Below are 23,856 nucleotides of genomic sequence, written 5' to 3'. Positions count from 1 at the left end.
ATTTGGAATAATGTTAGTTGAATTTTAAAATGTAATTAAACAATCTAAATATTTTTTATTATTGTATAATTAGTTATGTTATTCTTTGAAAATAATTCCTTCAAATGATTCAATGACAGTTGTTGGATCTTTCCATGAATCTTTTGATAGTCCAGCTTTTTCGCAAGTATGTTCAAGAAATTCTTTTGCATTCCAATTGTAATCAACTGGAACTTGTGGTAAAAGTAATCCAGAATGATAACCATTCTTGACAATTAAACCGTCTCTTCCTACTTTGATCTTTGATAAATATTCTTCAGGATTATTTACAATAATTTTTTTTGGTGAAGTTAATACTGTTACTTCAAATATTATTGAATTTAGATCTTTATCTTCAACAGGAGGAAATCTTGGATCTTTTGTTGCAGCAGAAATTGCTGCATCATATAATGCATCATATAATAATTTATTTGGTAATGGATAACCTATGCAACCACGCAATCCTTGTTTGTCATTTAAAGTTACAAATACTCCAGATTTAAATGAAAAATTATTTTTAAATTCATTTTCAAGTTTTAGTTTCGTATTATTTTTAATATATTCAGTAACAATTTTTCTTGCTGTACTTACAAGAAGTTTACCATCTTCTTTTGATAAATTATTGTAATCTTTCATTGATCTTACCTACGAATACTTGCAAATTTTTAATATGTGTACCTTCCCAATAGATCTTCTCACAACTTTTACATCTCCAATAGTTTTCATTGAAATTAAAAACTCCTAAAGGTATTTTTTCTTTGTAATTACTTTTATCAATTGGTTCTGTTAGTGAATTACATTTTGTGCATCGTGCTACATTTCCATTTATTTTAAAATTTTTCAAATGTATTTTATTTATTATTTCAAAAAATTGCTCAATCTGCTTTTGTTTAGTAATGTGAATTATTTGTAGATTATATTTTTGTGCTCGTAAAATTAGTTCTTTATCTTTTGAAATGATTATTATTTTTTCTTTAATTGCTGTATCAATTAATTTTTTATCATCAATATCTGGAAAATATTTAGTGTCATAGCCTAATAGTCTTAATTTTCTAGCAATATTTCCTAACATTGCATCTACAAAAAACAAAGGAGTGTTTTCTGTGTTAAGCAGCATCTCCTAATCCTATTTCTGTAATCTGACTTGCTCCTGCTGGAAGTACACGAACAAAATCATCAATGCTTATTTTCTTTGTAATCTCTTCTTCTAATTTTAAAAACTCTAATCTAATTTTTTTTGCAGCGTCTACCATTTCCAATCCATGTGGTTCAATTATCACATAACAAATAGAATTTTTTTTAATTGTATCAGGCGGTCCGCTAGTCAAAACATAATCATCTCCTTGTGGAATTATTCCAACAGCTAATTTGAGAGTAGATATCTTTACAAAATTTCTTTGTCCTTCTATTGTAAAAGATCCTTTCGGCAAAAATTGTCCACTAGGTGCTGATTTTTTTACTTGTTCTGGATTTACCCAAAATGCACTAACACCATACATACCCTCTCTCCATGCTCTGCTAAAACAAACAGTTGCATGAGCAACTTCGTTTAAGCTAGCTGTAGGCGGATTATCAGCATTCTTTAGAATGAAAAAAGGTGAACCAAAGATGTCACCATGAAATATTTTATCGTTTTTTTCTAAATGTTTTCTTACTACAGCAGAGTTTGAAGGTGCATCTCTACCGCCTATGGCAAGAATCCCATCAGATGTAAAGAACCATCTGTATCTTTCATACCAATTTTTTTTTCTAATCTCTGTAAACGAAATTGAATCTTTTTCAGTTTCAGCTTTATTTTGTAACTTTGATAATTTCTTTTGTGTATTGATTTTAATCTGTTCAATTGACTTTATTGCAGCAGATTTACGTTTTGCTTCATTAAATAATATAGATGCAATTGATTGCAATGAAGACTGTGTGTTTATCTTTATTTTTTCATCATCAATTAAGATAAGAGTCATACCTTTTTCTTTAACCAATTTTGTATTGTGAGCTGATAAAATTTCCTGAGCTCGTATATCTTCAATTGATGTAATACCTTTTGAAATCATTTCAAACAACGAATTAGCAGTATTAGTTATATGACTTGATTTTTCTTTTACTGTATCAATTGCTTTTTCTTGTTCAGAAAGCTGAGTTTCAAGTTCTTTTATTTTTTTATCAGAACCACCAGTTTGAATTGATTTACCAATCTCTACAATATTTTCTGTAAAAACAGTATCTAATCCTTCAATAAAGCTGTTAACAACAGTACATTTGTTATCCAAGTTTCCTAATCTAACTGGAATGATTTCAGTTTTTTCATCTCTAATAATTACTGGTTCATGTTTACCAGTAACAACATTTGTAACAATATTTTTTGTTGTATCATATAGTTTTTTTATTTGCTCAGATGTTAAATTAGTTCCAACACATTTGGAATCAACATTAGACATTTCAAATATTCCTTCAACGTATTTTTTTGGCAATCCCAATGTACGTCCAAGCCATTTTGCAGCAGCTAAATCAGATGTCTTTAATTCTTCAAAGTCATTCTCTGTTACTTTAATTACATCTATGCCATTTAGAGGTGGAGGGGCATATACCAAACCAACACCAAGCTTTCTATGTCTTACATCAATTGAATGTTGTAATGCAAGTATTTTCATTTCATTGTTACATAGTAAGATATTTCCTTCACCAAAAAATTCTGCTACAATTACATATTCCTTATCAAATCCGGCAAATGTAAAATAGGCAATTCGTTCTGATGCTATTTGTTCTATTTTTTTTATCTTTAATCGTAAAAGATCACTTCGCAATCGTTTCAGTAATCTATTTGGTTCCATCTGATCAATTTTAACAGATGTTAACCAAACACCAGACGTAGACAACATCATAAAAAGATCTGATTTTTCAGTATGGTGAAGTTTGAACAATATGCTATCTTTTGTTACACCATAGATATTACTGACATAGTAGTCCTGTGTTGCATCTGAAATTTGATTTACTAAATACCGAAGTTCTATTCCTGCAAGAGTCACAATAATCTATTCAGTATCTGAAATTATACTCTTACTCTCTTTTATGCTCGTTTTATGACCAAAGATTTTAAACAAGGCTTAATGAAGTCAACCTAGAAATTTACTTGGCAAAATTTAAAAAAAAGAAATCTGCACCAACCCCTGATCCTAAAGACTCTAAAAAAGAGTCAACTAATGAGGAAAATAGCAAGATCCCAGAGACAGAATCAAATGATGCTTCAGCATCAGAACCTACCGTAAATCAAGAAGAAAAAAGTGAAAAAGATAAGAAATTAAACAGATTGTTTTGGTTAAGAGTTGCTTGTGCAGTAATTGCTGGTACTATTGCAACTTTTATCTTTGAAGATATTCAAGGAGAAGAGAGAAGATGGGCATCAATTGTATTTATGATCATCGTATTTATTGTAACTATATTTATTGCAAAGTCAATGAATATGCAATTACCATCATCTGATAGAAAGAAAATTGTAACACAGGGAATAGGAAGCTATATTTTCTTATACCTATTTGTTTGGATTCTAACATATACTATTGTACACGCTGGCAGTGTTACAACGGGCATTATTCCAATTTCATAAAAAATGCTGGGATTGGTTTATGTGGAATTATAAAACACCTGGAATTCCAGATGAGTTTTTTGAACGTACAGAAAATGTACCTATTACAAAAGAAGAGGTAAGAGTTGTACAAATTAGTAAAGCAAGACTTTGCCCTGGATATACTGTATATGATATTGGATGTGGGAGTGGTTCTATATCAATTGAAGCAGCTATTCAAGTTGAATCAGGAAAGGTAATTGCAATAGATTATGATCCTAATGCAATTGAATTAACAAAAAGAAATGTAGAAAAGTTTGGATTAACAAATATTTCTTTAATTCTTGGAAATGCGAAAGAAAAGATCATTGAATTAGAACAAGCTGATGCGATATTCATAGGAGGAACTGGTGGAGACACAGAAGATATTGTAAAAATATGTCAAGATAAACTAAAATCTGGTGGAAGAATAGTAATTGGAGTAATATTAATAGAGACATTGTATTCAGTCTTGCAAATTATTGAGAAATTAAAATTTAATTCAATAGATTTGACTCAAATAACTATTTCTAAGAGTAGAAAGACCTCAACAGGTACAATGATGCTTGCTAGAAATCCAGTTACAGTAATTTCTGCAACTAAAGTTTAATCTAGATTTTTAATTGGGGATAAAACTAGAATTTGTATGCCTGAATTAATTGGAATAGGAGTAGGTCCCGGAGATCCTGAACTACTTACAGTAAAGGCAGCTAAAGCAATTCAAAATGCCGACACTATAATGTGTCCTGCATCAGGTGAAGATAGACCAAGCATAGCATTATCTATAGTATCATCATTAATTGATAAATCAAAAAACCAAGAGATAGTAAAATTGATCTTTCCAATGACAAAAGATAAAGATGTACTTGAAGCAACTTGGAAAAAAAATGCAAAAATTATGGCAGAAAAAGTTTTAACAGGAAAAAACGTTGTTTATCTTACAATTGGAGATCCATATCTATACAGCACTTGGATTTACATGCATAAAGATATTGAACAGAATCATCCAGAAATAAAAATCAGTGTCATTCCTGGAATTGTTTCTATGTTTACATTTGCCGCAAAAGTTGGAATAAGTATTGCAGAGGGTTCAGAAAAAGTTGCAATAATTCCATCATGTTATGATTTAAGCACAGTAAAAGAAATTGCTAAAAATTCTGAAACAATGGTTTTTTTAAAAGACGGTAGATATTTTGATAAAGTGATTGATTTGTTAAAAGAATCCGGTTTTCCGGATAATTCTATTTTTGCAATTGGACAAGATCTAGGAACAGAAAACGAAATTATTAGAAAATTAACATTGGGTGAAGTTAATGATGGAACACTAACTACAAAATATTTTTCGATTTTGGTGGTAAAACGTGTCTAGAGTATATTTTGTTGGATGTGGTCCAGGAGATCCAGAACTAATAACGGTTAAAGCCAAAAAATTAATTCAAAAAGCAGACATTGTAGTTTATTCCGGTTCACTGATTCCTCCTCCAATTCTTAAATTATGCAAAAAAGGCAAATTACATGATGCGTCTGGGTTAGTAAGAGAAGAAATTTTTGATCTACTTTACAATAACTCAAAGAACAACAAGCTAGTCGTCAGATTACATGATGGTGATCCATCAATTTATGGAGCAATCAAGGAGCAAATAGATAATTTAGAACAAAAAGGAATTGAATCGATAGTCATTCCAGGTATTACTGCATTTTTAGCATCAGCTGCTGCACTTGGAACACAATTAACACTTCCGGGAGTAACTCAAACAATTATTGTTACAAGAGCAGAGTCTAGAACAAAAGTTCCAAAACGAGAAAAAATTTCAGAGCTTGCAAAACACAAAGCGACTTTGATTTTTTATCTTAGTGTTCATTTACTTTCAAATATTGTAAAAGAATCAATTGCAGGCGGGTACAAGAAATCAACGCCTGTTGCTGTAATTTATAGAGCAAGTTGGGATGATCAAAAAATTATCAAAGGAACACTTGATGATATTGTAAAAAAAGTAAGAGATGAAAAAATAACAAGAACTGCAATTGTAATTATTAGTGATGTAATTGATCCTAAAACATATGAATATTCAAAATTATATGATAAGAAATTTAGTCATGGATATCGAAAGGCTAAAGTCAAGTAGACAAGAAATTAACTTTATTCTTTATCCCAAGTTTAATTAAATTATTCTGGAATTGTTTTACGTTTCCAGACGTAAAAATCTTAAGGGTATTTTTCTTGGAGTTATTGTTTTCAATGTTTGCAAGTACTTTGTGTGCTACGATATAAGAAGGATCAACAAACTTTACTTCTGGAAATTCTAACTCTAATAATGGTTTTAAAAAAGATAAGTGGGTGCTTGATAAAGTAGCTACATCTATTTTGTTTTTTAAAATGTTATTAAGAATTTTTTTAATAATCTTTCTACTGATTAATTTATTTGTGATGAATTTATTTGATTCTACAAGATTAACAAGTAATGAAGAATTTATTTTGTAAATTTTATTAACTTTAGGAAAATTAAATTTTTTTATATAATTTGATAAGCTCTTACTTGCAACAACAGTTTTTGTTCCAAGTAGTGCAATATTTTTTGTCTTAGAAAGATTCATAGCTTCTCTAAGAGGAGGATATACTTTGATTATTTTTTTATTTTTAGTTTTTACCATTAAACTTGGTGTATTTGATGCCATTACAATTAGATCTGGGGAAAATTTTTCTTCTAATAGATTCAAAGTTTTTTTAATTATCAATTCTAATTCTTTTTTAGATTTTTTCCCATAAGGAAAATTTTTCTGGTCTGCAAAGTAGATAATCTCTGATTTGCAGATTTTTTGTATTGCAGTAATTATTGATAACGAGCCTAATCCAGAATCAAAAACTACAATTCTAACCATAATTTGTTAAATATCTATCTAGAATTAGTTTGTTAGCTAAATTTACTCTAATGTTTATCTAAATTTACTCTGTCCATTAAGAGCTAACTTCTAAATCACCTAACATGCCAAACTTCGATAAAACTTGGGCTCGACAAGAGACACCAGGTGTAACCGATAAACTCCGTGAGACTATAAAACCTCAAGGTGCATTAAAACCACGAATCCAAACGGCAGTAAACAAACTACAAGTCCAGATATCAAAAATGGACTCGATGCTTGGAAAACTACGTGAAAGAGACGCGCAACTCTTCCAAAGAGTCGTGACTGCAATGCAACAACATGATACCAGTACAAGCAGAGTTTTGTCAAACGAATTAGCTGAAATTCGTAAGGTTACAAAGATGCTCGGCAATGCAAGAATGTCATTGGAACAAGTCCAATTAAGACTGACAACTATTCATGATCTAGGCGATGCTATGGTAGCAATCGGCCCAGCGATGTCTACAATGAAGGGATTGAAGTCATCACTAGGAAGATTTATGCCTGAAGCAGACTCAGAATTGAATTCCATGACACAGACACTCAATGGTCTAATGATGGACTCCTTGGCAGGAGACTCATTTAGCATGGAGACTGGCGCTTCAAGTGAGGAAACCGAAAGAATTCTTCAAGAAGCATCTGCAGTAGCAGAGCAACAGATTGGAGATAAATTCCCATCTGTACCAACTTCAACTGGACTATCGTCTCAATCTTCAACTTCTACATATTAGAAGTTTGGAAAGACGATTGTCACTTTTTATTTTATTTTAATCAAATAATTAATTATTTAAAAAATAGGTAGACATTGAATATATCAGAATCTGAAAGAACCAAAAATTCTAGTCTTGATTTTTAATTGTATTAGAATAATTGTAAAAATCGATATGGTAAATATCAGAATTGGTAGATTCAATTCTGGAAGCGATTTGTCAGGGGAGACAATATCGCCCCATTGCGATGGAAGTGGAACATCTGATGAATTTTGTTGTGTAGAATTTTTAGGCCATGAATAATATTTATTCAAACTTGCATCATAAACTGAAAGATAGAATCCATAGTTATCAGAACGATTTAGTAATTCAATTGGAATTTTAAATTCATAGCTTGGATGTGGAATCTTTGTATATCGATCATTCTCGTCTGAAATAGAGCTGACTGCAATAAATTCGGAGTTATTTGTAAATTGATACTTTGAATTATCAAGACCTTGTTGAATTGTTCCTTGTTTTTCTCCAAGTAGAACTGAAAAACAATAATCATCTTTATCCGGAATCATATTTTTATTATTTTTTCCATCAAAACAAATCATAGATTTATCCATGTTATAATCTAAAGTATGATCAGTAATTGGATCAACAAATACATAGATAAAATTTTCATGATGAGCAGTTCGTAAATGTATTACTGTTTCATTATTATCATATGAAAACATGTTATCACTTGATGCCTTCCACTCTATTTGGTTTGTCCATTTACCATCAAAGACTACATTTTGTATGTTTGAAGAATATGTGATCAGTATGGGATCAGTAGATGCATAGATTGGAAGAATTGGTAAAGCCATCAATGATGTAATCAAAAAATAAAAAAATTTGTTAAACTTCATTGCTGAATTAATTACGAAGAAATATAAAAAATCAAGCTATATTTTTAGGCATGTTTATAGACATGTGTGAAATAATGTGTTTGTGAATAAATCTGTCATCATTGGAATTATTGTTGGAATTGTCATAATTGGTATTGGGATCACAATATCGTTATCATCAACAAACAATAATGGGCAAATTTCAGAAATTGAGATAGAACCTATTGAAGTGCCTCAAACTGGCAAAAATATCACAATAGAGCTATCGGAATCTATTGGTCTCAAAACACCGTAAATATACCAAATTGGATCATCTAGTGAGCATTTTTTGCCAAGCAACTAATAATATAGTTAAACACATGGTACCTTAATGAATAGATTAAAAACGATCGTGTTGTTTGCAGGCATATTCGGAATAGGCCTGGGAACAATTAGTCTAAGTGGCGTATCTGCAACCTCAATGATGGTTTCAGCTGCTCCACAAACACAAGCAGGATTTGACATGTTAGGTCATGTTGAGTATAAAGTACTAGATGATTCAGGCGCAATCAAACAGTATCTTCAAGGCGATAATATCGTAGTAATTGGAGGTAAAGATTGTGTTGCTCGTCATGTATTTGAAAACTCTACCGGTACTGTATGTCCAGGAGGAAATAATGAATTCCAATACATTGCTATTGGAAACTATACTTCCGCTGGAACACCAGTTAATACATTATCTGCTCTAGAATTAACTGGAGGTTCAGGTTGTGCATCTTCTACAGTTGATGGTGAAATGGCAAGAAAACAAGTAGTACCTAGTTTTACACCAGCAGTTACTGGAACAGGAACAATTGTAGTCTTGGACACAACTAGTGCGCCATTTAATTTTGGTGCTAGTAATGCAACAGGTCCAATTATGCAATCAGGTATCTTTAACGGAGATAATGCAGCAAAAGACGGAAATGGACAATGTACATCACTAGGAACAGCTAGCATGTTTTCAGTACAAGATCTAAACACTGACACAGGAATTACTGTATCAAGTGGTGATAGCTTGTCTGTAAAATGGACAATTACTGTAGGATAAGATTGAATTTTTAAAACCCAATCTTTTTCTTTTATTTTTAAATATTATTTTCTATATAATACTTGCAATTTTTTTTAATTTTACAAACATTACACATTGGATTAATAGGTTTGCAGATATTTTGTCCATACATTACAAAAGTATCATTAATTTTAATCCAGTATTTTTTTGGAATTTTTTTCATTAATACTAGTTCAGTTTCCTCAGGAGATTTTGTATTTACTAATCCCAATCTATTAGATATTCTATGTACATGAATGTCAACAGGAATTGCAGGCTTATCAAATGCGTATACTAATACACAGTTTGCTGTTTTTCTTCCTACTCCAGGAAGTTGGATTAATTCATCAAGTGTATCAGGAACTATTCCACTATACTTTGAATCTATAATTTTTGAGACTTCGATGATTCTTCTGGATTTTACATGATAAAATCCGATGGATCTAATTATTTTTTCAATATCTTTTACTTTGGCATTAGCTAGCTCCTTTGGAGTTTTGTACTTTGAAAATAGCATCTTTACTGCTTTAGTGGTAGTTTCGTCCTTTGTTCGTGCAGATAATATTGTTCCAATTAAAATACTAAAATTTCCTGTTTCGGCCTCATGTAATTCTCGCAAAGCAGTCATTCTTGGTGGTTTTACAGAATTCATAGTAGACATCATTCCATGAATAATTTTTTCCATGTTCATGTAATATTCTACGTACAAGTATTATATCTGTAATAATCAATATGTCGTGTGGAATTAACTAGAGAGGAAGAATCTGCTCTAAAAGGCGAACAAGGTGAAATAATGCAGATGGCATATAGAATTTTGGTAGCTACAGGTGAAGCAGTTGATGCAGAAAAACTAGTACCAATAGAGTGGGCACATCTATCAGGAGTCAACTACAATACGATTGGAGATGCAGGTGAGGAATTTCTCTCAAATATAAGTAAGAATGCCAGAGTTAAAGTAAGAACAACTCTAAACCCTATGGGGTTTGATATTGACAATGTTGAAAATTACAATTTAGATAAAAATTTCATTTCAAAACAATTATCAATTAAAAATTCTTATGAAACAATGGGTGTTACTCCTTCCTTTTCATGTATTCCTTACGAGATTTTTGATATTCCAAAAGAAGGAACTCAAGTAGCGTTTGCAGAAAGTAATGCTGCAATTCATGCAAACTCGTATGACAATCTTAAGACAAACAAAGAAAGTGCGTTTAGTGCACTTGCGAGTGCAATTACAGGAAAAAGTCCATACTCTTCATTACGAAAAGATGATTCTCCAAATATCACTATAAGAATGAAAGTGAAAAATCCAAACGAGTTAACATATGGTATGCTTGGATTTTTTGCTGGAAAGGTTGGTGATACTTCTGTAAATATTTCAGGTCTTGAAGATATGGACAAAAGACAGTGTAAAGCAATGTGTGGAGGAATGGGAACTTCTGGAACTTGCGCCAAGTTTCTTTTTGGAGATGGAGATGCTAATTGTGAAAAAGTTGATTTTGATGAAAAGGAAATGCAAAATATTCATGACGAGTTAAACACATCTGAAAAAGGTGATTTAATTACACTTGGTAGTCCTCAATTAGGTTTAGAAGAAATATCTGATCTTGTTGGTAAGTTAAAAGGTAGATCATTTACAAAAAGATGCATGATTTTCTGTCCAAGAACTGTCAAGGAGCAAGCAAGGAAGATAGGATACATAAATGAATTAGAGCGTGCAGGGTGTGAAATTCTTTCTGATTGTTGTACATGTTTAACTCCACTTATTACCAAAAATGATGTAGATGCTGTAACTACAAATAGTATCAAGGGAGCATTTTATCTAAAAAATTCAAATGGTGTAGATGTAAATCTAAAATCACTGTCACAAATAATTGAAGATGAAACGAATTGAAAATTCTTGTTAAAGGTAAAGTAGAAGGAATCATATTAAAATCAAATATGCCAATTAATTTTTTAGGAACAGTAGACAAGAATACAGGAATTATTAGTGATAAAAATCATGAATTATTTAATAAATCTATTAAAAATTCAATGCTAGTATTTCCATCAGGAGTAGGTAGTAGTGTAGGTGCATATACAATCTATTCAATAAAAACCAACAATACAGCACCTTCTGCAATGATTTGTCAGAAAGCTGATCTTACAGTTGCAAGTGGTTGTGCATTATCAAATATTCCACTTGTGATAGTTTCTGATGAAGAGTTTGCATCATTTCAAAACGGCCAAAGAATTTCTTTAGATACAGAATCTAAAAATCCAATATCAATTATTCAATAATAAAAAATAATGGTTTTATTTGTAAATTTTTATGAATATTTTCAAATAAAAATTTCTTTGATGATTAACAAGATTTTTCTGGTGTTAGTTGTTCAGTGATTGTTTGGATTATTTCTTAGGTGTTTTCTTTTCTGCTTTTTCTTCTGCCTTTTGTGCCTTCTTTTCTGCTTTTTCTTCTGCCTTATCCCATTTTCCTTCAGATTTTAATTTATCAACAAATTCTTTCCATGACATTTTTTCTTTAACTAATTTTTTGGCGTCTTTATCATGTATTATTTTATTCCATGATTGACCAAAGTTTTCAATCATATTGTCATCATATTCTGAAAGATCATCATCAAATTCAGAATTAGTTTCGGCATCAACATATCGTAATGAACTTATGAAGTTTTCTAGAGTTCCTTCACGTAAGTTATGAGTACCAATGTAAGTGTTGATGATTAGCTGTTTGTCAATTCTTAGTAGTTCAATAGTAATTTCTGCTAATTCAGATTTGAATGAATTAGATTCGTGTCCTTTATGGTAAATATTTACTAGATGTTTAATTCCTTGTTTGTCATATTTGAGAGCCTTTATTGCATTCTTTTTATCTAAAAAGCTGTTTCCATCTTGAGAATAAAGTTTTGAATCAGCTCCTTTTCTAAGTTCTTTAATTGTTTTTTTAAGTTCTTTTTTGGTTTTATCATCTTGAGCTGAATTAATCAAATTTTCTAATTGTTCAATTAAGGCTAGTTTTTGTTGAAGAAGTGAGTTTACAACTGTTAGTGTAATATGAATTGGTTCACTTGGTGATGATGTGTTAAAACCGTCAAATGCAGTTGTAGTAACTATGTTTGTTCCTTCAGATAATGATATTTGAGTGGACCAGTTTCCAGCAGAATTAGCTGTTGTTGTACCTGTTGATGCACCATTAACAAACACTTCAATTGTAGAGTTTGGTTCAGAAGTGCCTGTAATTGTTTGGGATGGATCAGATGTGGATGTACCGTCATCAGGAGATGTAATTACTGGCACATTAGGTGCAACAGTGTCAAGTACGATATGAATTGGCTCACTTGGTGATGATGTGTTAAAACCGTCAAATGCAGTTGTAGTAACTATGTTTGTTCCTTCAGATAATGATATTTGAGTGGACCAGTTTCCAGCAGAATTAGCTGTTGTTGTACCTGTTGATGCACCATTAACAAACACTTCAATTGTAGAGTTTGGTTCAGAAGTGCCTGTAATTGTTTGGGATGGATCAGATGTGGATGTACCGTCATCAGGAGATGTAATTACTGGCACATTAGGTGCAACAGTGTCTACAACATGATATGTTCTACTTTGTTGAATTGCAGCATTACCATTGATATCAGTTGAATCATAATAGATTACATAATCACCTATTGTGTTAGTATCTACAGAACCAGTGACAGTTATAGGTGATCCATCGTTTGTGGTTACACCGCTTAAGAGACTGGGTGGAGATGAACCAAGTTCAATGTTAGCAGATATTGGAATTACTATAATGATAGGTGCAACAGTGTCAAGTACGATATGAATTGGCTCACTTGGTGATGATGTGTTAAAACCGTCAAATGCAGTTGTAGTAACTATGTTTGTTCCTTCAGATAATGATATTTGAGTGGACCAGTTTCCAGCAGAATTAGCTGTTGTTGTACCTGTTGATGCACCATTAACAAACACTTCAATTGTAGAGTTTGGTTCAGAAGTGCCTGTAATTGTTTGGGATGGATCAGATGTGGATGTACCGTCATCAGGAGATGTAATTACTGGCACATTAGGTGCAACAGTGTCTACAACATGATATGTTCTACTTTGTTGAATTGCAGCATTACCATTGATATCAGTTGAATCATAATAGATTACATAATCACCTATTGTGTTAGTATCTACAGAACCAGTGACAGTTATAGGTGATCCATCGTTTGTGGTTACACCGCTTAAGAGACTGGGTGGAGATGAACCAAGTTCAATGTTAGCAGATATTGGAATTACTATAATGATAGGTGCAACAGTGTCAAGTACGATATGAATTGGCTCACTTGGTGATGATGTGTTAAAACCGTCAAATGCAGTTGTAGTAACTATGTTTGTTCCTTCAGATAATGATATTTGAGTGGACCAGTTTCCAGCAGAATTAGCTGTTGTTGTACCTGTTGATGCACCATTAACAAACACTTCAATTGTAGAGTTTGGTTCAGAAGTGCCTGTAATTGTTTGGGATGGATCAGATGTGGATGTACCGTCATCAGGAGATGTAATTACTGGCACATTAGGTGCAACAGTGTCTACAACATGATATGTTCTACTTTGTTGAATTGCAGCATTACCATTGATATCAGTTGAATCATAATAGATTACATAATCACCTATTGTGTTAGTATCTACAGAACCAGTGACAGTTATAGGTGATCCATCGTTTGTGGTTACACCGCTTAAGAGACTGGGTGGAGATGAACCAAGTTCAATGTTAGCAGATATTGGAATTACTATAATGATAGGAGGAATTACGTCTATAACTGTAAAAGTAACAACACCTATTCCATATTGATTAATTATACCATCAGAAACAATATACGACATGGTGTCTGTTCCAAAGAAACCAATGTTTGGAGTATAAGTAAAACTACCATCGGAATTAATTATAACAGATCCTGATTGTGGTTGGAGATAAAAAAGTGCAGTGAGAGTATTGCCATCAATATCACTATCGTTAGCTAACAATCCAGGAGCACTGATAGATAATACACTATTTTGATTAAGTGAATAATTATCTGGTAAAGCTACAGGCTTATCATTTTGACCAGTTATTGTCACTGTAACTATAGCAGTTGAAGTCAATTGTCCATCTGAAACAGTATACTCAAATGAATCAGTACCTGTTTGTCCTGATTTAAGATACTCAAATTGTGAATTTGAGTTATAAGTTAATTGACCATTTATAACAGATACAAGTCCCTTAGGAATTGTTGTTAGTCCTGCACTAGTTATTGTTAAAACATCGCCATCAGGATCTGTATCATTACTTAATACGATAGTTTTGATGTTTGTTGCCAATGAATCTTCATTCACAGTTATGCTATCATTATTTGCAACTGGTGGATCATTTGAAGGAATTACATTAATTGTAACAAGTGCTGTAGCAAATCCATCAGTTCCATCATCTACTTTATATGAAAATTTATCAGTTCCAAAAAAGTCAGTTTGTGGAACATATTCAAAACTTCCATCTGAATTAAGATTAACAATGCCGAATTTCGGTAAAATAGTATCCAAGGTAACTAAAAGAGTTGGACTATCTGCATCACTATCATTTTTTAGGACTCCATTTAGTGTAGAGACTAAAAGAATTCCATCTTCATCTACAGAATAATTATCTGGTAAAGCTATTGGTAATGCACAAGTAGTTTTTTTTGCAGGATTTCCTTGAAAAACTCCACCATTTAACGATACAATACCTCTAGAATCAAAATTATCGCATACATTAGTCCATGTTCCAGAATTTACAACTTTACCATTATCCAAAGTTACTAATCCTTGATTTGAGACAGAACCAAAATTATCAATTAATCCAGCTACATAAAGTGTATGCAGTATAATTGCATCTCTACCAACAGGGATTGTTGCATTTTCTCCAATTTGTATGCTAACATCATTACCATCAATAATTATTTTATCTACATTACCCGGACATGCTGAATCTATCACAGTTCCTATTCCAAAATTTGTATAACTAAATGCACTTGTGGGAGCTGGATAAAGTCCACATCGTAAATTTAGTGTACCTGTATTTAACAAATATTGTTTACTATGAAATGGTGTAGTAAACAAAAGTGTTCCATCAATTATGAGTTCACTACCAGGTTTAATCTCTATACTAGATCTTTGCAATGTAATTGTAGTTCCAAATGCAATTTCCAGTTTTGCATTATTTTGAATAATTATTTTAGTGTTAGTTAAAACTTGATCAGTAGCATAAACAGTATCTGTAGAAATTGTAATCGTATCATCGGCATATACATTTTGAAGAGAAGGGAAAAACATAGAACTAACAAGCAAAAGTGTAGATAAAACAAATCCAATATTTCTATTAATCACACACAAATTATCAATTTTTTACATATAACCCTAACATGAATTTCCCATTATTGGAAAATAGAAAATTTTGTATGTCAGAAAATATAACGACACTTTAGGCATAAACTAAAGTGATTTTTTATCAATTTTAAGATCGCTTCTTTGTTAAATAGAGAATTCCAACTAGAATGCCAACAGCTGCAGCTATGTAAAATGGAAAAAATGCAATCGGATTTTTTGCAGGATCTCCTGATATGAATTCAAGAACCATACTTCCAGAATTTATTGCCGGTGGATCTGTAGAACTCTCCATTCCATAAACAGAATATGAACCGATTTTAAAAACTCCAATATCAAGATTAGATACAACTATTCTTGCACCATTGTTAACTGTTAATCCCGCTCTTTCTGTGTATGACACTATTGATTTTGATGATGAAGACCATCCCCTCTCCAAGTCACTATGCACAACAACGTATCCCTCTTTAGGAGTATTTACTGCAATCCAAAATTTTTCATTAGGTTTTGCACCCATTCCTATTTCAACTAATTTTTCAGGATTATCTTTATCATAAATTCTCAAAACTGCATTTCCGTTTGGATTTGCATACAAAAGATTGTTGTCAATTGTAACTTGCCAGCTTACTCCATGTGTCTCTTCCATTTGAATAATATCTGCATCTCTAAGAATTTTATTAAATTCGTATGATGGAACCTCAATTGTATCTATAATTAATGATGGATTCTTTGGTTCTTGGGCAAAAACTGGCGTTATGATTAATCCAGAAAATAAAATTAATACAAAAAGATACTTCACAAGCTAAATCTAGTTTTAGTGAATAAATACCTAATCAACAAATGGATGTGGATAATCTAGAATTACCTTTGAGACTTCAGGTCTTAAGATAAACTCAGATGGAGATTTTCCTTCATCAATCATTTGTCGCAGTTTAGTTCCACTGATTTGCTCTTTTGCATCATCACCATGTGGACAAGCCTTTGGATTTGTGTATGTCAAACATTTTCTACAATAGAAAAATGCTGGGAAAAATACTGGAGTTATTTCTAATTCAGGATAATCTTCAAAGATTTTTTGGGCTGCAAATGGATCATAAAATGTTCCTACTCCAGCATGATCTCTGCCAATTATGATGTGTGTGCATCCATAGTTTTGTCTCATAATGGCATGGTGTATTGCTTCTTTTGGTCCAGCATACTTCATTTCAGTATGCAGTGTTCCAAGTTTGCATCTGTTTTCTGGATAATAATGTTTAATCATTACTTCATAGCATTTTACAATCACTTCATCTACAAAGTCGCCAGACTTTTTCTTACCAATCACAGGATTTACAAATACACCATCTCTTGTTGTAATTGATGTTTTTTGAAGCATCTCATGAGCTACATGCGGTGGATTTCTGGTTTGAAAAGCCACAATTGTCTTCCATCCTGCTTTTGCAAATGCTTCTCTGGTTTGAAGAGGAGTTAATCGATATTTTCTGATTTCAGTTTCTTCAGGTCTTGCAATGCAATCTATTTTTCCACCAACTAGATAGTCTTGCATAGACATTGTCTTTGCAACACCTGGATGAGAAGAGTCGGTTGTTCCATATACTCCCTTTGCAGTTTTTTCTTTATCAAAAGTAAAAGTATCCTTAACATGTAAGATTGCAATCCCTAATCCTTGATGGTTTTGTAGTAAGACTTTACCAGCTTTTTTCATTTTTGCAGCCGTTGATTCATCAACATCTAAAACTATTGGAATTGTCCAAGCCAAACCGTTTGCAAGTCTACCTTTTGATATGACATGTTCAAAGTCTTTTTTCTCTAAAAATCCCTCTAAAGGGCTAAAAATTCCATCTGCAATGTTTTCAACATCATTTGCAAGATCTTCAGAAATTTGTATAGAGTATAATCCAGATGGATCAGATTTGGTAATTCTATTTACCAATTTTCCACCATGTGGTTTAATTGAATCAGACATTACTAAATTGCCTATTTATGGTCTATATGAAGGCCACACTCTTTGTGCTCGCCTTGTTCCCACCACCAACGCCCTGCTCTCAAGTCTTCTCCAGGTTTGATTGCTCTGGTACATGGCTCACACCCAATACTTGGATAGCCCTTGTCAAGAAGTTTATTGTACGGTAAATTATTTTTTTTAATATAATCTTGAATTTGTTCCCAAGTCCAGTCTATAATTGGATTAATTTTTAATATTCCACCATGCCCATGATCAATTTGAAAAATATTAACATCTTTTCTTACTTCAGTTTGATCACGTCTTAATCCAGTAATCCAACCATCCAATGTAGAGAGTATTCTGTTAATTGGATGTACTTTACGGATTTCACAACATAATTTCCTATTTTCCACACTTTCATAGAAAAGATTTATCCCTTTTTCTTTAACCATGTCTTCAACTTCTTTAGTATCAGGAAACAAAACCTCGATTGTAATGTTGTATTTTTTTCGCACAATATCCATAATGTCATAGGTTTCTTGAGGTAATCTCCCAGTATCTAACGTAAAGAATCTAAATTTTGGATTAATCTTGTGCATGATATCCATAATTACTGCATCTTCAGCTCCAAAACTAGATGCTTTAGCAACTCGTGGATGTAAGTTATCAGAAACCCATCGAAGTGCTTCTTCTGTTGTTTTTATTTTAGAGTTGAGTTCATCTACTTGTTCTTGAGTAAATTTTTTCACAAATACACATGAATTGTTTTGTTTTATATTGATTACCCAGATATCTTATCCTAAATTATAAACAGGTACATAACTAAAATGAAAATATGGAAGATGTTTCTTACGTGGTAGTTTTTCCAACAATATTTTCAAAAAATAAAATTCCACAGTTAATTGTAAATATTAAAAAAATTCTAAAAATTCAAAATCAGGAATTTAAATCAGTAAAACGTGACGGAGATATTATTTTAGTAGATGCAAATGATCCGGTATTTGCCTCATCTACTATCAACTTACTTTTCGGTATTAAAAAAATAGCAATTGCAAGACAAATAAAAAATGAATTTCAAAGTATAATCTCAGAAATTACTACGGTGGGGGGAAATTTACTCTTAAAAGGTGAAAAATTTCTTGTCAGAGTTGAAGGAACAACCAAGGGATTTTTTCCAAAAGATATTGAAATTGCAGCAACATCAAGTATTATAGAAAAAAAATCAAACATGGGCGCTCGTCCTGGAACAGATGAAAATTTTGATAAATTACTTTACACATACCTAACAAAAAATTATGCATATGTCTGTATTTTTTCAGATAATGGACAAGGTGGTATACCATCTCAAAATAAAAATACCATATGTTGTGTATATGATGAGATTTCAGCAATCTCTTGTTTTGAAACAATAAAACAGGGATATGATTCAAAAATAATTATTTGCTATAGACAAAAATCAGAATTGATGAATTTAGTTAAGATGATCAATAAATTGATCCCAAGACTTGTAAAACAAGAGATTCAGTTAGAATTTTTTCATTTAAAGATAAATCAAAGTGGAATCAAAAATTATCTTATCTTTATTAATTCATCTTTAGAGATTATGCTTCATGAAGGAAAATCAAATAAGCTAAGTCATGTATCTCTTGCACTATCTCCACTAATTTTTTCTATAAAATTTATTGATTATTCAATAAAACGTGTGTTTCAAAATAATATGATTCCAATAATTCCATTAAGTGGAGTTGATTCAAAACTTTTTGAAGAAGCTAAAGAGATTGGATTAGAAAAACAGATTCCAAGATTGGAAAAATTATTTATGATTAATTCTGATGAGATACCCAAGTTTTCAAGCAAAGATGTAGATTTTGCTATAAAAACAAAGAAAAGTGTTACAGTCAAGATTGGACCAAATAATATACATGATATCCTTGACTCATTAGAATAAAAGCACTGGGAATTTAAACGGCATTTGAGGATTAATTTTTGTGTTAAAAATAGGTCAATTTATCTATCCTTGGGGAAGTGGCCATTATTCTCGAATGATGAGGTTAAATGATGTATTAGGAGATCATATCAAAGAGGAATTTGAAGTTCACTTTTCAAGTAAAGATCATGTTTATCAAAAGTTATTAGAAAAATTTCCAACTCAAAAAGAAAAAATCCATGAGATTTTGATGCCAACTCCAATTGATGGAAAGCTAGGACCAAGTATCTTATTATCAATGATAAATTTTTTACTACCTGTTTCAAAAAATCCTCCCCTTGTAAAACAAGTTACAAGTTATTTGATACAGGAAAGAAAATTGTACGATAAAGAAAAATTTGATCTTGTAATTAATGATGGAGATATGGGTTCAAACATCATTGCAAAAAATCGTAATGTTCCAAGTTTATTTATTACGAATCAATTTAGACCAAAATTGTATAAATCAAGATCTTATTTTTATCCAGCAGTAAATTATATTTCAAAACAAATTGGCAAAGCTTCCAAAATTATTGTTGCGGATTCTCCACCTCCATATACCTTGTGTGAATATAATCTAAATTTTACAAAAGAAATTAAAGATAAAGTATCATATGTAGGTCATTTCACAAATGGTAAAAATATCGAGAAAGGAATAACATCTGATCTTGAGAAATTGATAGAAAGTTCAGAATTTGGGTATTGGATGCGAACAGGAAATAAATCAACTAATGATGGTACGGGTAAAAGGTATGAACAGATATTTAATCAAAATGAAATGAAAAATGAGAAAAGGATAATCTCTCATGCAAGAAGTGATCCAAGTATTGATTATGTTTTAGGTAAGGATGGAAAAAAATATACAGTATCTGATGCTTTGGATAAAAAAATTGATTGGATTCAAATAGACATAGGTTTTCTAACCGAGCAACAAAAAGAAACGGTTTTGAATTTAACTAAATATGCTGTTGTAAACGGTTCTCATACTGTAATGGGTGAGATTCTTGGAGGAAAGGCAAAACCGATCATCGGTATTCCTGTTTATGATGAGCATACAAACAACATCAAATGGGCAGATGATAAAAAATTAGGAGTATTAGCAGTTAGAACAAAGCAAGTAATCGAGGCTATTTCAAAAATTAAAAATAATTATAATAAATTTGAAGAAAATTTAGCTGATTTTTCCAAAAACTTCGTTCCTAATGGTGCTGAAAATACAGCAAAAATAACGGCTGAAATTCTAGAAGAAAAGAAATAATACTTTATTTTGGGTTTGTTTGATATCTGGCACGCGGGATGTTCGATGGGCGAACTGACCGCAAGGGATGACGATAAAATCCGCGTGTCAGATTTTGAGTCGATCAGATAATAACGTGGGAACGCTTTTATGGAAAAAATTAAGCCAAAACATTAGTGCCTAACTGTCCAGAATGTACTGCAAGAGAAAGAAAGAAAATTCAAGCAAAGTATGAAGCTGAAACTGCAGAAGAAAATAGGGGTAGAGATGATTTATTCAAGTTATTTGATGAAGTAGAGATTCCTATGAAATTGGACTCGGCTACAAAACATTTCATTTGTAAGAGATGTGGATTATATGCTACACGAGAACAAGTTTCTGACATCAAATACAGATTAAATCAGAAAGAAAAGACACGTGAAGATAAACAGGATGACTATCTTGAATGGTGGCAGAAAAGTAAGAAAGATAAAGAATTGATCTAGAGTTGTTGTTCTATGGTTAAAAAGACTGACGAAGAAAAATCATCTAAAAAAGAAAAAAAATCATCTAAGAACGATGACATTCCAGATTGGGTTACAGATGAAATTCAAAATGCAAAGTTTGAGAAACCTGAAGAACTGAAAAGAGCTGGATATATTCTAGAAATTTATGATGCTGACAATAAAATCGATGTGCAATTGTATGATCCAGTTGAAGATGGAAGACATATTGTGACACTTGATTTACCAAAAAAAATTAAGACTTCAGATTTAGAAAAAGGAGTAGTTTATGAATTTATTTTTGATCAACATAAAGCACCATTAAGTAAAAAAGTATCTGAATTTCTTCAAAAGGAAAAAGAGATTGATATGAATGCCATTTATCAATTTGATTTAAAGTCAATGGAATTACTTGATGTAGGCTCTAGTGAATCTTCAGACGAAGATTTAGAAGAATAAAACTAGTGTTTTTTAGTATCTAATTGTTTTCTAAAAGCCATGCCTAAAATTGGATTTATGAAATAGGGAAATGTGTTTTTCATCCATACAACACCACGAACTACTGAAGGAACAATAATTTCTAGTCGTGGTGAATTTGAAGCTCTTAAGATTGCTTTTGCAACTGTTTTGTCACTAAGAGATGTTGGAGAATATTTTGGCATATGTTGAAAAGATGGATGATCAAAAAAGTTAGTTCTAACCATGATCGGACTTACAACAGTTATTCCAACACAGGTTCCTTTCAATTCATGTTTCAAGCCTTCCGAAAAACCTAACATAGCAAACTTTGATGCACAGTAAGATGCAATTCCTGGTAAACCAAAACTTGCTGCAACAGAAGCTACATTAACAATATGCCCAGATTTTTTTTTGAGCATTGACGGAAGAAAGTTTTTGATAAAGTAAATCATTCCAAAGTAATTTGTTGCCATTTGAGATTCAATTTCTTCAGTTGTTAAATCAGGAACAGAACCATAAATTGCAAAGCCTGCATTATTTATTAAAATGTCAATAGACCCATATTTTTCTAAAACAAGTTTTGCAGTTTTTTCTACTTGTGATTTATCGGATACATCACATTCACAAACAAGTGTGGATATATTGAATTTTTTTAAATCGTTTGCTATTTCATCTAGTTTTTGTTTTCTTCTTGCAACCAAAATTACATTAGAACCTTTTTTAGCAAATCGAATAGCAGTTTCCCTACCTATTCCAGATGATGCACCAGTGATTAGTACAACTTTACCTTTGAAATCCATAAATCAAAAAATTCATTAAAAGATAAAGTGCTTTCTATTATTTTTCTGTCTTTGGAATTTTACTCAAGGCTAATTTTACCAATAATAACCAAGTAATTGCAATTGGGACATAATATGTAGCGATTCTCCAACCGATTACTGCATCCCATGCAACAGTTCCTTCAGGAATTACAAGATTAAATGGATCCAAATTATTTAGATATGCAATAATTCCAAACTCTGCCAATCCAGAACCGCCTACAGTTATTGGCAAATTAGCAATTGCATTTGCACCCATTACAGCCATGATTGAATCAAAAATACCAACAATGTATCCTGTTCCCATTGCAATTATCATAAAAGAGATTCCATAAAATGACCAAGATGCAAGTGAGAATAGGAAAGATATTGTAAAAACTTTTTTTGATTCTGTTGTTCTAAGATTTTTTCTACTCATTGTACAAACTTCTTCCATCCATGAATTTGTTTGATCAATGTATTTTGCTCCTTTTTCTTTACCAAATCGCTTTGTTAAACTAACAAGTATTTTTGGAACTTGAAAAGTTCTTCTCGATGATAAAAAGAATAAAATCATCCATAATGAAGTTATAGTGATACTAATTCCCAAAATTAGAGCACCTATAACATATGCTCCGTGCATCAATGCGATAATACCTGCTATAATTGACAACAAACCTCCTGCAAAAACTTCAGTAACTATATCCATTATTGCAATCCAAGTTGATTTAGAAGGTGCAACTCCTTTTTTATGCAAATAATAAATTACGATAAATTCTGCACCAACAAACATCGGAGTAGTAAATTTGATAAACTCACTTCCTATTCTAACACCACATAACTTCCAAAATGAATCAAATTTTCCAAGATACTTGTGTGAAATATATGCAAATTTTATTCCTTGAAGACCTAGTTTTATCATCATGGCAATTACAGCTAATACAAAAGGAATAACTCCAATTGCCAAGACATCCTCAAATTTAATATCAAATTGAATTGCTATGATGAAAATAGGAATAAGAGTAGCCGGAATGGCAATTATTCTCCAGTTCATTGATAATTTTTTTTTAGATTCAAATATGAAAGTTGAGTCAATATCATTCAAAAGATTGAATGCCTATTTCTAGGCACAGATTTTGAAAATCTATAAGATATCAACAGGAATTGTTAGCATTTTGTTGAATTTCCTGCTTAACTTCAGCAAATAATGTATCTAAAAGATCATGATCTGAAAAGTTTTTTTCTTTTAATGATTTCATAACTAATTCTTTTAGATATACTTCTTTTTCATCAATTGACGTATTATTCACAAATTTTGTACATTATTTTGGGTTATAGTTAAAGTGGAATTTTAATTGATTATTAATTGCCATTCTGGCATTTATTGTTGGATTTTAATGAAAAGTAACTAGTTTGAAATA

The 23,856-nt window shown here is 31.6% G+C and carries 26 protein-coding genes; 13 read left to right on the top strand and 13 right to left on the bottom strand.

From position 1 onward, the window contains the following. Positions 1-78: 78 nt before the first annotated feature. Genes MY1_RS09290 through rqcH form a run of 3 tightly spaced genes read right to left on the bottom strand, consistent with a single transcriptional unit; the run spans position 79 to position 3,041 of the window. The gene (locus MY1_RS09290) at positions 79-654 is read right to left on the bottom strand and encodes a TIGR00296 family protein (RefSeq protein ID WP_007551770.1); all 576 of its coding nucleotides are present in this window, start codon (positions 652-654) and stop codon (positions 79-81) included. Continuing rightward, positions 638-1,135: a Mut7-C RNAse domain-containing protein gene (locus MY1_RS09285; protein WP_048110208.1), complete on the bottom strand. Its 498-nt coding sequence runs from the start codon at positions 1,133-1,135 to the stop codon at positions 638-640. Before MY1_RS09285 ends, MY1_RS09290 begins: the two co-directional genes overlap by 17 nt. Beyond that, positions 1,125-3,041 carry a ribosome rescue protein RqcH gene (gene rqcH / locus MY1_RS09280; RefSeq protein WP_007551767.1) on the bottom strand — a complete coding sequence of 639 codons (1,917 nt, stop codon included), beginning with the start codon at positions 3,039-3,041 and terminating at the stop codon, positions 1,125-1,127. The genes MY1_RS09285 and rqcH overlap by 11 nt, the downstream gene beginning before the upstream one ends. 104 nt (positions 3,042-3,145) lie before the next feature. Between rqcH and MY1_RS09275 the strand changes: the two genes are divergently transcribed. From MY1_RS09275 to cobM, 4 genes are read left to right on the top strand one after another with little or no spacing between them, the layout of a single operon-like run. Beyond that, a complete protein-coding gene (locus tag MY1_RS09275) occupies positions 3,146-3,619 on the top strand; it encodes a hypothetical protein (protein ID WP_007551766.1) in 474 nt (157 codons plus the stop codon). 19 nt (positions 3,620-3,638) lie between these two features. After that, the gene (gene cbiT / locus MY1_RS09270; RefSeq protein ID WP_007551765.1) at positions 3,639-4,226 is read left to right on the top strand and encodes a precorrin-6Y C5,15-methyltransferase (decarboxylating) subunit CbiT; all 588 of its coding nucleotides are present in this window, start codon (positions 3,639-3,641) and stop codon (positions 4,224-4,226) included. Positions 4,227-4,262: 36 nt separating this feature from the next. Continuing rightward, positions 4,263-4,985 carry a precorrin-2 C(20)-methyltransferase gene (gene cobI / locus MY1_RS09265; protein WP_007551764.1) on the top strand — a complete coding sequence of 241 codons (723 nt, stop codon included), beginning with the start codon at positions 4,263-4,265 and terminating at the stop codon, positions 4,983-4,985. Then, the gene (gene cobM, locus MY1_RS09260) at positions 4,978-5,742 is read left to right on the top strand and encodes a precorrin-4 C(11)-methyltransferase (protein WP_007551763.1); all 765 of its coding nucleotides are present in this window, start codon (positions 4,978-4,980) and stop codon (positions 5,740-5,742) included. Before cobI ends, cobM begins: the two co-directional genes overlap by 8 nt. On the opposite strand, the gene MY1_RS09255 is transcribed toward cobM, so the two are convergent. Then, positions 5,735-6,496 (bottom strand): glutamate racemase, encoded by a 762-nt coding sequence (locus tag MY1_RS09255; protein WP_007551762.1) that lies wholly within the window; start codon positions 6,494-6,496, stop codon positions 5,735-5,737. The two genes, cobM and MY1_RS09255, sit on opposite strands and share 8 nt — an antisense overlap. A gap of 104 nt (positions 6,497-6,600) precedes the next feature. On the opposite strand from MY1_RS09255, the gene MY1_RS09250 reads away from it, so the two are divergent. After that, positions 6,601-7,248 (top strand): Snf7 family protein, encoded by a 648-nt coding sequence (locus tag MY1_RS09250; protein ID WP_048110206.1) that lies wholly within the window; start codon positions 6,601-6,603, stop codon positions 7,246-7,248. A gap of 83 nt (positions 7,249-7,331) precedes the next feature. Here MY1_RS09250 and MY1_RS09245 read toward each other — a convergent pair whose 3' ends face one another. Continuing rightward, on the bottom strand, positions 7,332-8,081 hold the full coding sequence (locus tag MY1_RS09245; protein WP_007551760.1) for a hypothetical protein: 750 nt from the start codon (positions 8,079-8,081) through the stop codon (positions 7,332-7,334). Positions 8,082-8,205: 124 nt separating this feature from the next. On the opposite strand from MY1_RS09245, the gene MY1_RS09240 reads away from it, so the two are divergent. Next, positions 8,206-8,397, top strand: a complete 192-nt coding sequence (locus MY1_RS09240; RefSeq protein WP_007551758.1) for a hypothetical protein — start codon at positions 8,206-8,208, stop codon at positions 8,395-8,397. A 75-nt stretch (positions 8,398-8,472) separates the two neighbouring features. After that, a complete protein-coding gene (locus tag MY1_RS09235; protein ID WP_007551756.1) occupies positions 8,473-9,171 on the top strand; it encodes a hypothetical protein in 699 nt (232 codons plus the stop codon). A 37-nt stretch (positions 9,172-9,208) separates the two neighbouring features. Here the strand turns inward: MY1_RS09235 and MY1_RS09230 are convergent, their stop codons facing one another. Next, positions 9,209-9,862: an endonuclease III domain-containing protein gene (locus MY1_RS09230; protein WP_007551755.1), complete on the bottom strand. Its 654-nt coding sequence runs from the start codon at positions 9,860-9,862 to the stop codon at positions 9,209-9,211. Between the two features lie 48 nt (positions 9,863-9,910). Here MY1_RS09230 and MY1_RS09225 point away from each other — a divergent pair, with 48 nt between their 5' ends. Further along, on the top strand, positions 9,911-11,065 hold the full coding sequence (locus MY1_RS09225; protein ID WP_007551754.1) for an aconitase X: 1,155 nt from the start codon (positions 9,911-9,913) through the stop codon (positions 11,063-11,065). Then, positions 11,062-11,451: an aconitase X swivel domain-containing protein gene (locus MY1_RS09220; protein WP_007551753.1), complete on the top strand. Its 390-nt coding sequence runs from the start codon at positions 11,062-11,064 to the stop codon at positions 11,449-11,451. The genes MY1_RS09225 and MY1_RS09220 overlap by 4 nt, the downstream gene beginning before the upstream one ends. 108 nt (positions 11,452-11,559) lie before the next feature. On the opposite strand, the gene MY1_RS09215 is transcribed toward MY1_RS09220, so the two are convergent. The 4 genes from MY1_RS09215 to MY1_RS09200 all read right to left on the bottom strand — a co-directional run bounded on the left by MY1_RS09215 (position 11,560) and on the right by MY1_RS09200 (position 18,243). Then, positions 11,560-15,552, bottom strand: a complete 3,993-nt coding sequence (locus MY1_RS09215) for an Ig-like domain-containing protein (RefSeq protein WP_007551752.1) — start codon at positions 15,550-15,552, stop codon at positions 11,560-11,562. A 127-nt stretch (positions 15,553-15,679) separates the two neighbouring features. Then, positions 15,680-16,348, bottom strand: coding sequence for a hypothetical protein (locus MY1_RS09210; RefSeq protein WP_007551751.1), 669 nt, complete (start codon positions 16,346-16,348; stop codon positions 15,680-15,682). A 30-nt stretch (positions 16,349-16,378) separates the two neighbouring features. Next, on the bottom strand, positions 16,379-17,515 hold the full coding sequence (gene sat / locus MY1_RS09205; protein ID WP_007551750.1) for a sulfate adenylyltransferase: 1,137 nt from the start codon (positions 17,513-17,515) through the stop codon (positions 16,379-16,381). 11 nt (positions 17,516-17,526) lie between these two features. Beyond that, on the bottom strand, positions 17,527-18,243 hold the full coding sequence (locus MY1_RS09200; protein WP_007551749.1) for a phosphoadenylyl-sulfate reductase: 717 nt from the start codon (positions 18,241-18,243) through the stop codon (positions 17,527-17,529). 86 nt (positions 18,244-18,329) lie between these two features. Between MY1_RS09200 and MY1_RS09195 the strand changes: the two genes are divergently transcribed. From MY1_RS09195 to MY1_RS09180, 4 genes are all read left to right on the top strand, one after another. Then, complete coding sequence (locus MY1_RS09195; RefSeq protein ID WP_007551748.1) at positions 18,330-19,442, top strand: THUMP domain-containing protein; 1,113 nt, start codon at positions 18,330-18,332, stop codon at positions 19,440-19,442. Positions 19,443-19,482: 40 nt separating this feature from the next. Further along, the gene (locus MY1_RS09190) at positions 19,483-20,718 is read left to right on the top strand and encodes a hypothetical protein (protein WP_007551747.1); all 1,236 of its coding nucleotides are present in this window, start codon (positions 19,483-19,485) and stop codon (positions 20,716-20,718) included. A 155-nt stretch (positions 20,719-20,873) separates the two neighbouring features. Next, a complete protein-coding gene (locus MY1_RS09185; protein ID WP_007551746.1) occupies positions 20,874-21,182 on the top strand; it encodes a hypothetical protein in 309 nt (102 codons plus the stop codon). Between the two features lie 12 nt (positions 21,183-21,194). Beyond that, the gene (locus tag MY1_RS09180; protein ID WP_007551745.1) at positions 21,195-21,638 is read left to right on the top strand and encodes a hypothetical protein; all 444 of its coding nucleotides are present in this window, start codon (positions 21,195-21,197) and stop codon (positions 21,636-21,638) included. A gap of 2 nt (positions 21,639-21,640) precedes the next feature. On the opposite strand, the gene MY1_RS09175 is transcribed toward MY1_RS09180, so the two are convergent. The 3 genes from MY1_RS09175 to MY1_RS09735 all read right to left on the bottom strand — a co-directional run bounded on the left by MY1_RS09175 (position 21,641) and on the right by MY1_RS09735 (position 23,745). After that, positions 21,641-22,438 (bottom strand): SDR family NAD(P)-dependent oxidoreductase, encoded by a 798-nt coding sequence (locus MY1_RS09175; protein WP_007551743.1) that lies wholly within the window; start codon positions 22,436-22,438, stop codon positions 21,641-21,643. A 37-nt stretch (positions 22,439-22,475) separates the two neighbouring features. Further along, on the bottom strand, positions 22,476-23,489 hold the full coding sequence (locus MY1_RS09170; protein ID WP_048110597.1) for a lysylphosphatidylglycerol synthase transmembrane domain-containing protein: 1,014 nt from the start codon (positions 23,487-23,489) through the stop codon (positions 22,476-22,478). 100 nt (positions 23,490-23,589) lie between these two features. Next, positions 23,590-23,745, bottom strand: coding sequence for a hypothetical protein (locus tag MY1_RS09735; RefSeq protein WP_007551741.1), 156 nt, complete (start codon positions 23,743-23,745; stop codon positions 23,590-23,592). Positions 23,746-23,856: the final 111 nt, after the last annotated feature.

This window comes from Nitrosarchaeum koreense MY1 (genome assembly GCF_000220175.1).
Lineage (GTDB): Archaea > Thermoproteota > Nitrososphaeria > Nitrososphaerales > Nitrosopumilaceae > Nitrosarchaeum > Nitrosarchaeum koreense.
Note: the sequence above shows the minus strand (reverse complement) of the source record. Positions and strands in the feature narration are given on the sequence as shown.

Coding starts and splice junctions, on each gene's coding strand:
- sat (WP_007551750.1), bottom strand. CDS start 17,515: ATGTCTGATTCAATTAAACCACATGGTGGAAAATTGGTAAATAGAATT.
- cobI (WP_007551764.1), top strand. CDS start 4,263: ATGCCTGAATTAATTGGAATAGGAGTAGGTCCCGGAGATCCTGAACTA.
- MY1_RS09235 (WP_007551756.1), top strand. CDS start 8,473: ATGAATAGATTAAAAACGATCGTGTTGTTTGCAGGCATATTCGGAATA.
- cbiT (WP_007551765.1), top strand. CDS start 3,639: ATGTGGAATTATAAAACACCTGGAATTCCAGATGAGTTTTTTGAACGT.
- MY1_RS09230 (WP_007551755.1), bottom strand. CDS start 9,862: ATGAACATGGAAAAAATTATTCATGGAATGATGTCTACTATGAATTCT.
- MY1_RS09255 (WP_007551762.1), bottom strand. CDS start 6,496: ATGGTTAGAATTGTAGTTTTTGATTCTGGATTAGGCTCGTTATCAATA.
- MY1_RS09245 (WP_007551760.1), bottom strand. CDS start 8,081: ATGGCTTTACCAATTCTTCCAATCTATGCATCTACTGATCCCATACTG.
- MY1_RS09285 (WP_048110208.1), bottom strand. CDS start 1,135: ATGCTGCTTAACACAGAAAACACTCCTTTGTTTTTTGTAGATGCAATG.
- MY1_RS09170 (WP_048110597.1), bottom strand. CDS start 23,489: ATGAACTGGAGAATAATTGCCATTCCGGCTACTCTTATTCCTATTTTC.
- MY1_RS09250 (WP_048110206.1), top strand. CDS start 6,601: ATGCCAAACTTCGATAAAACTTGGGCTCGACAAGAGACACCAGGTGTA.
- MY1_RS09195 (WP_007551748.1), top strand. CDS start 18,330: ATGGAAGATGTTTCTTACGTGGTAGTTTTTCCAACAATATTTTCAAAA.
- MY1_RS09290 (WP_007551770.1), bottom strand. CDS start 654: ATGAAAGATTACAATAATTTATCAAAAGAAGATGGTAAACTTCTTGTA.
- MY1_RS09175 (WP_007551743.1), bottom strand. CDS start 22,438: ATGGATTTCAAAGGTAAAGTTGTACTAATCACTGGTGCATCATCTGGA.
- MY1_RS09180 (WP_007551745.1), top strand. CDS start 21,195: ATGGTTAAAAAGACTGACGAAGAAAAATCATCTAAAAAAGAAAAAAAA.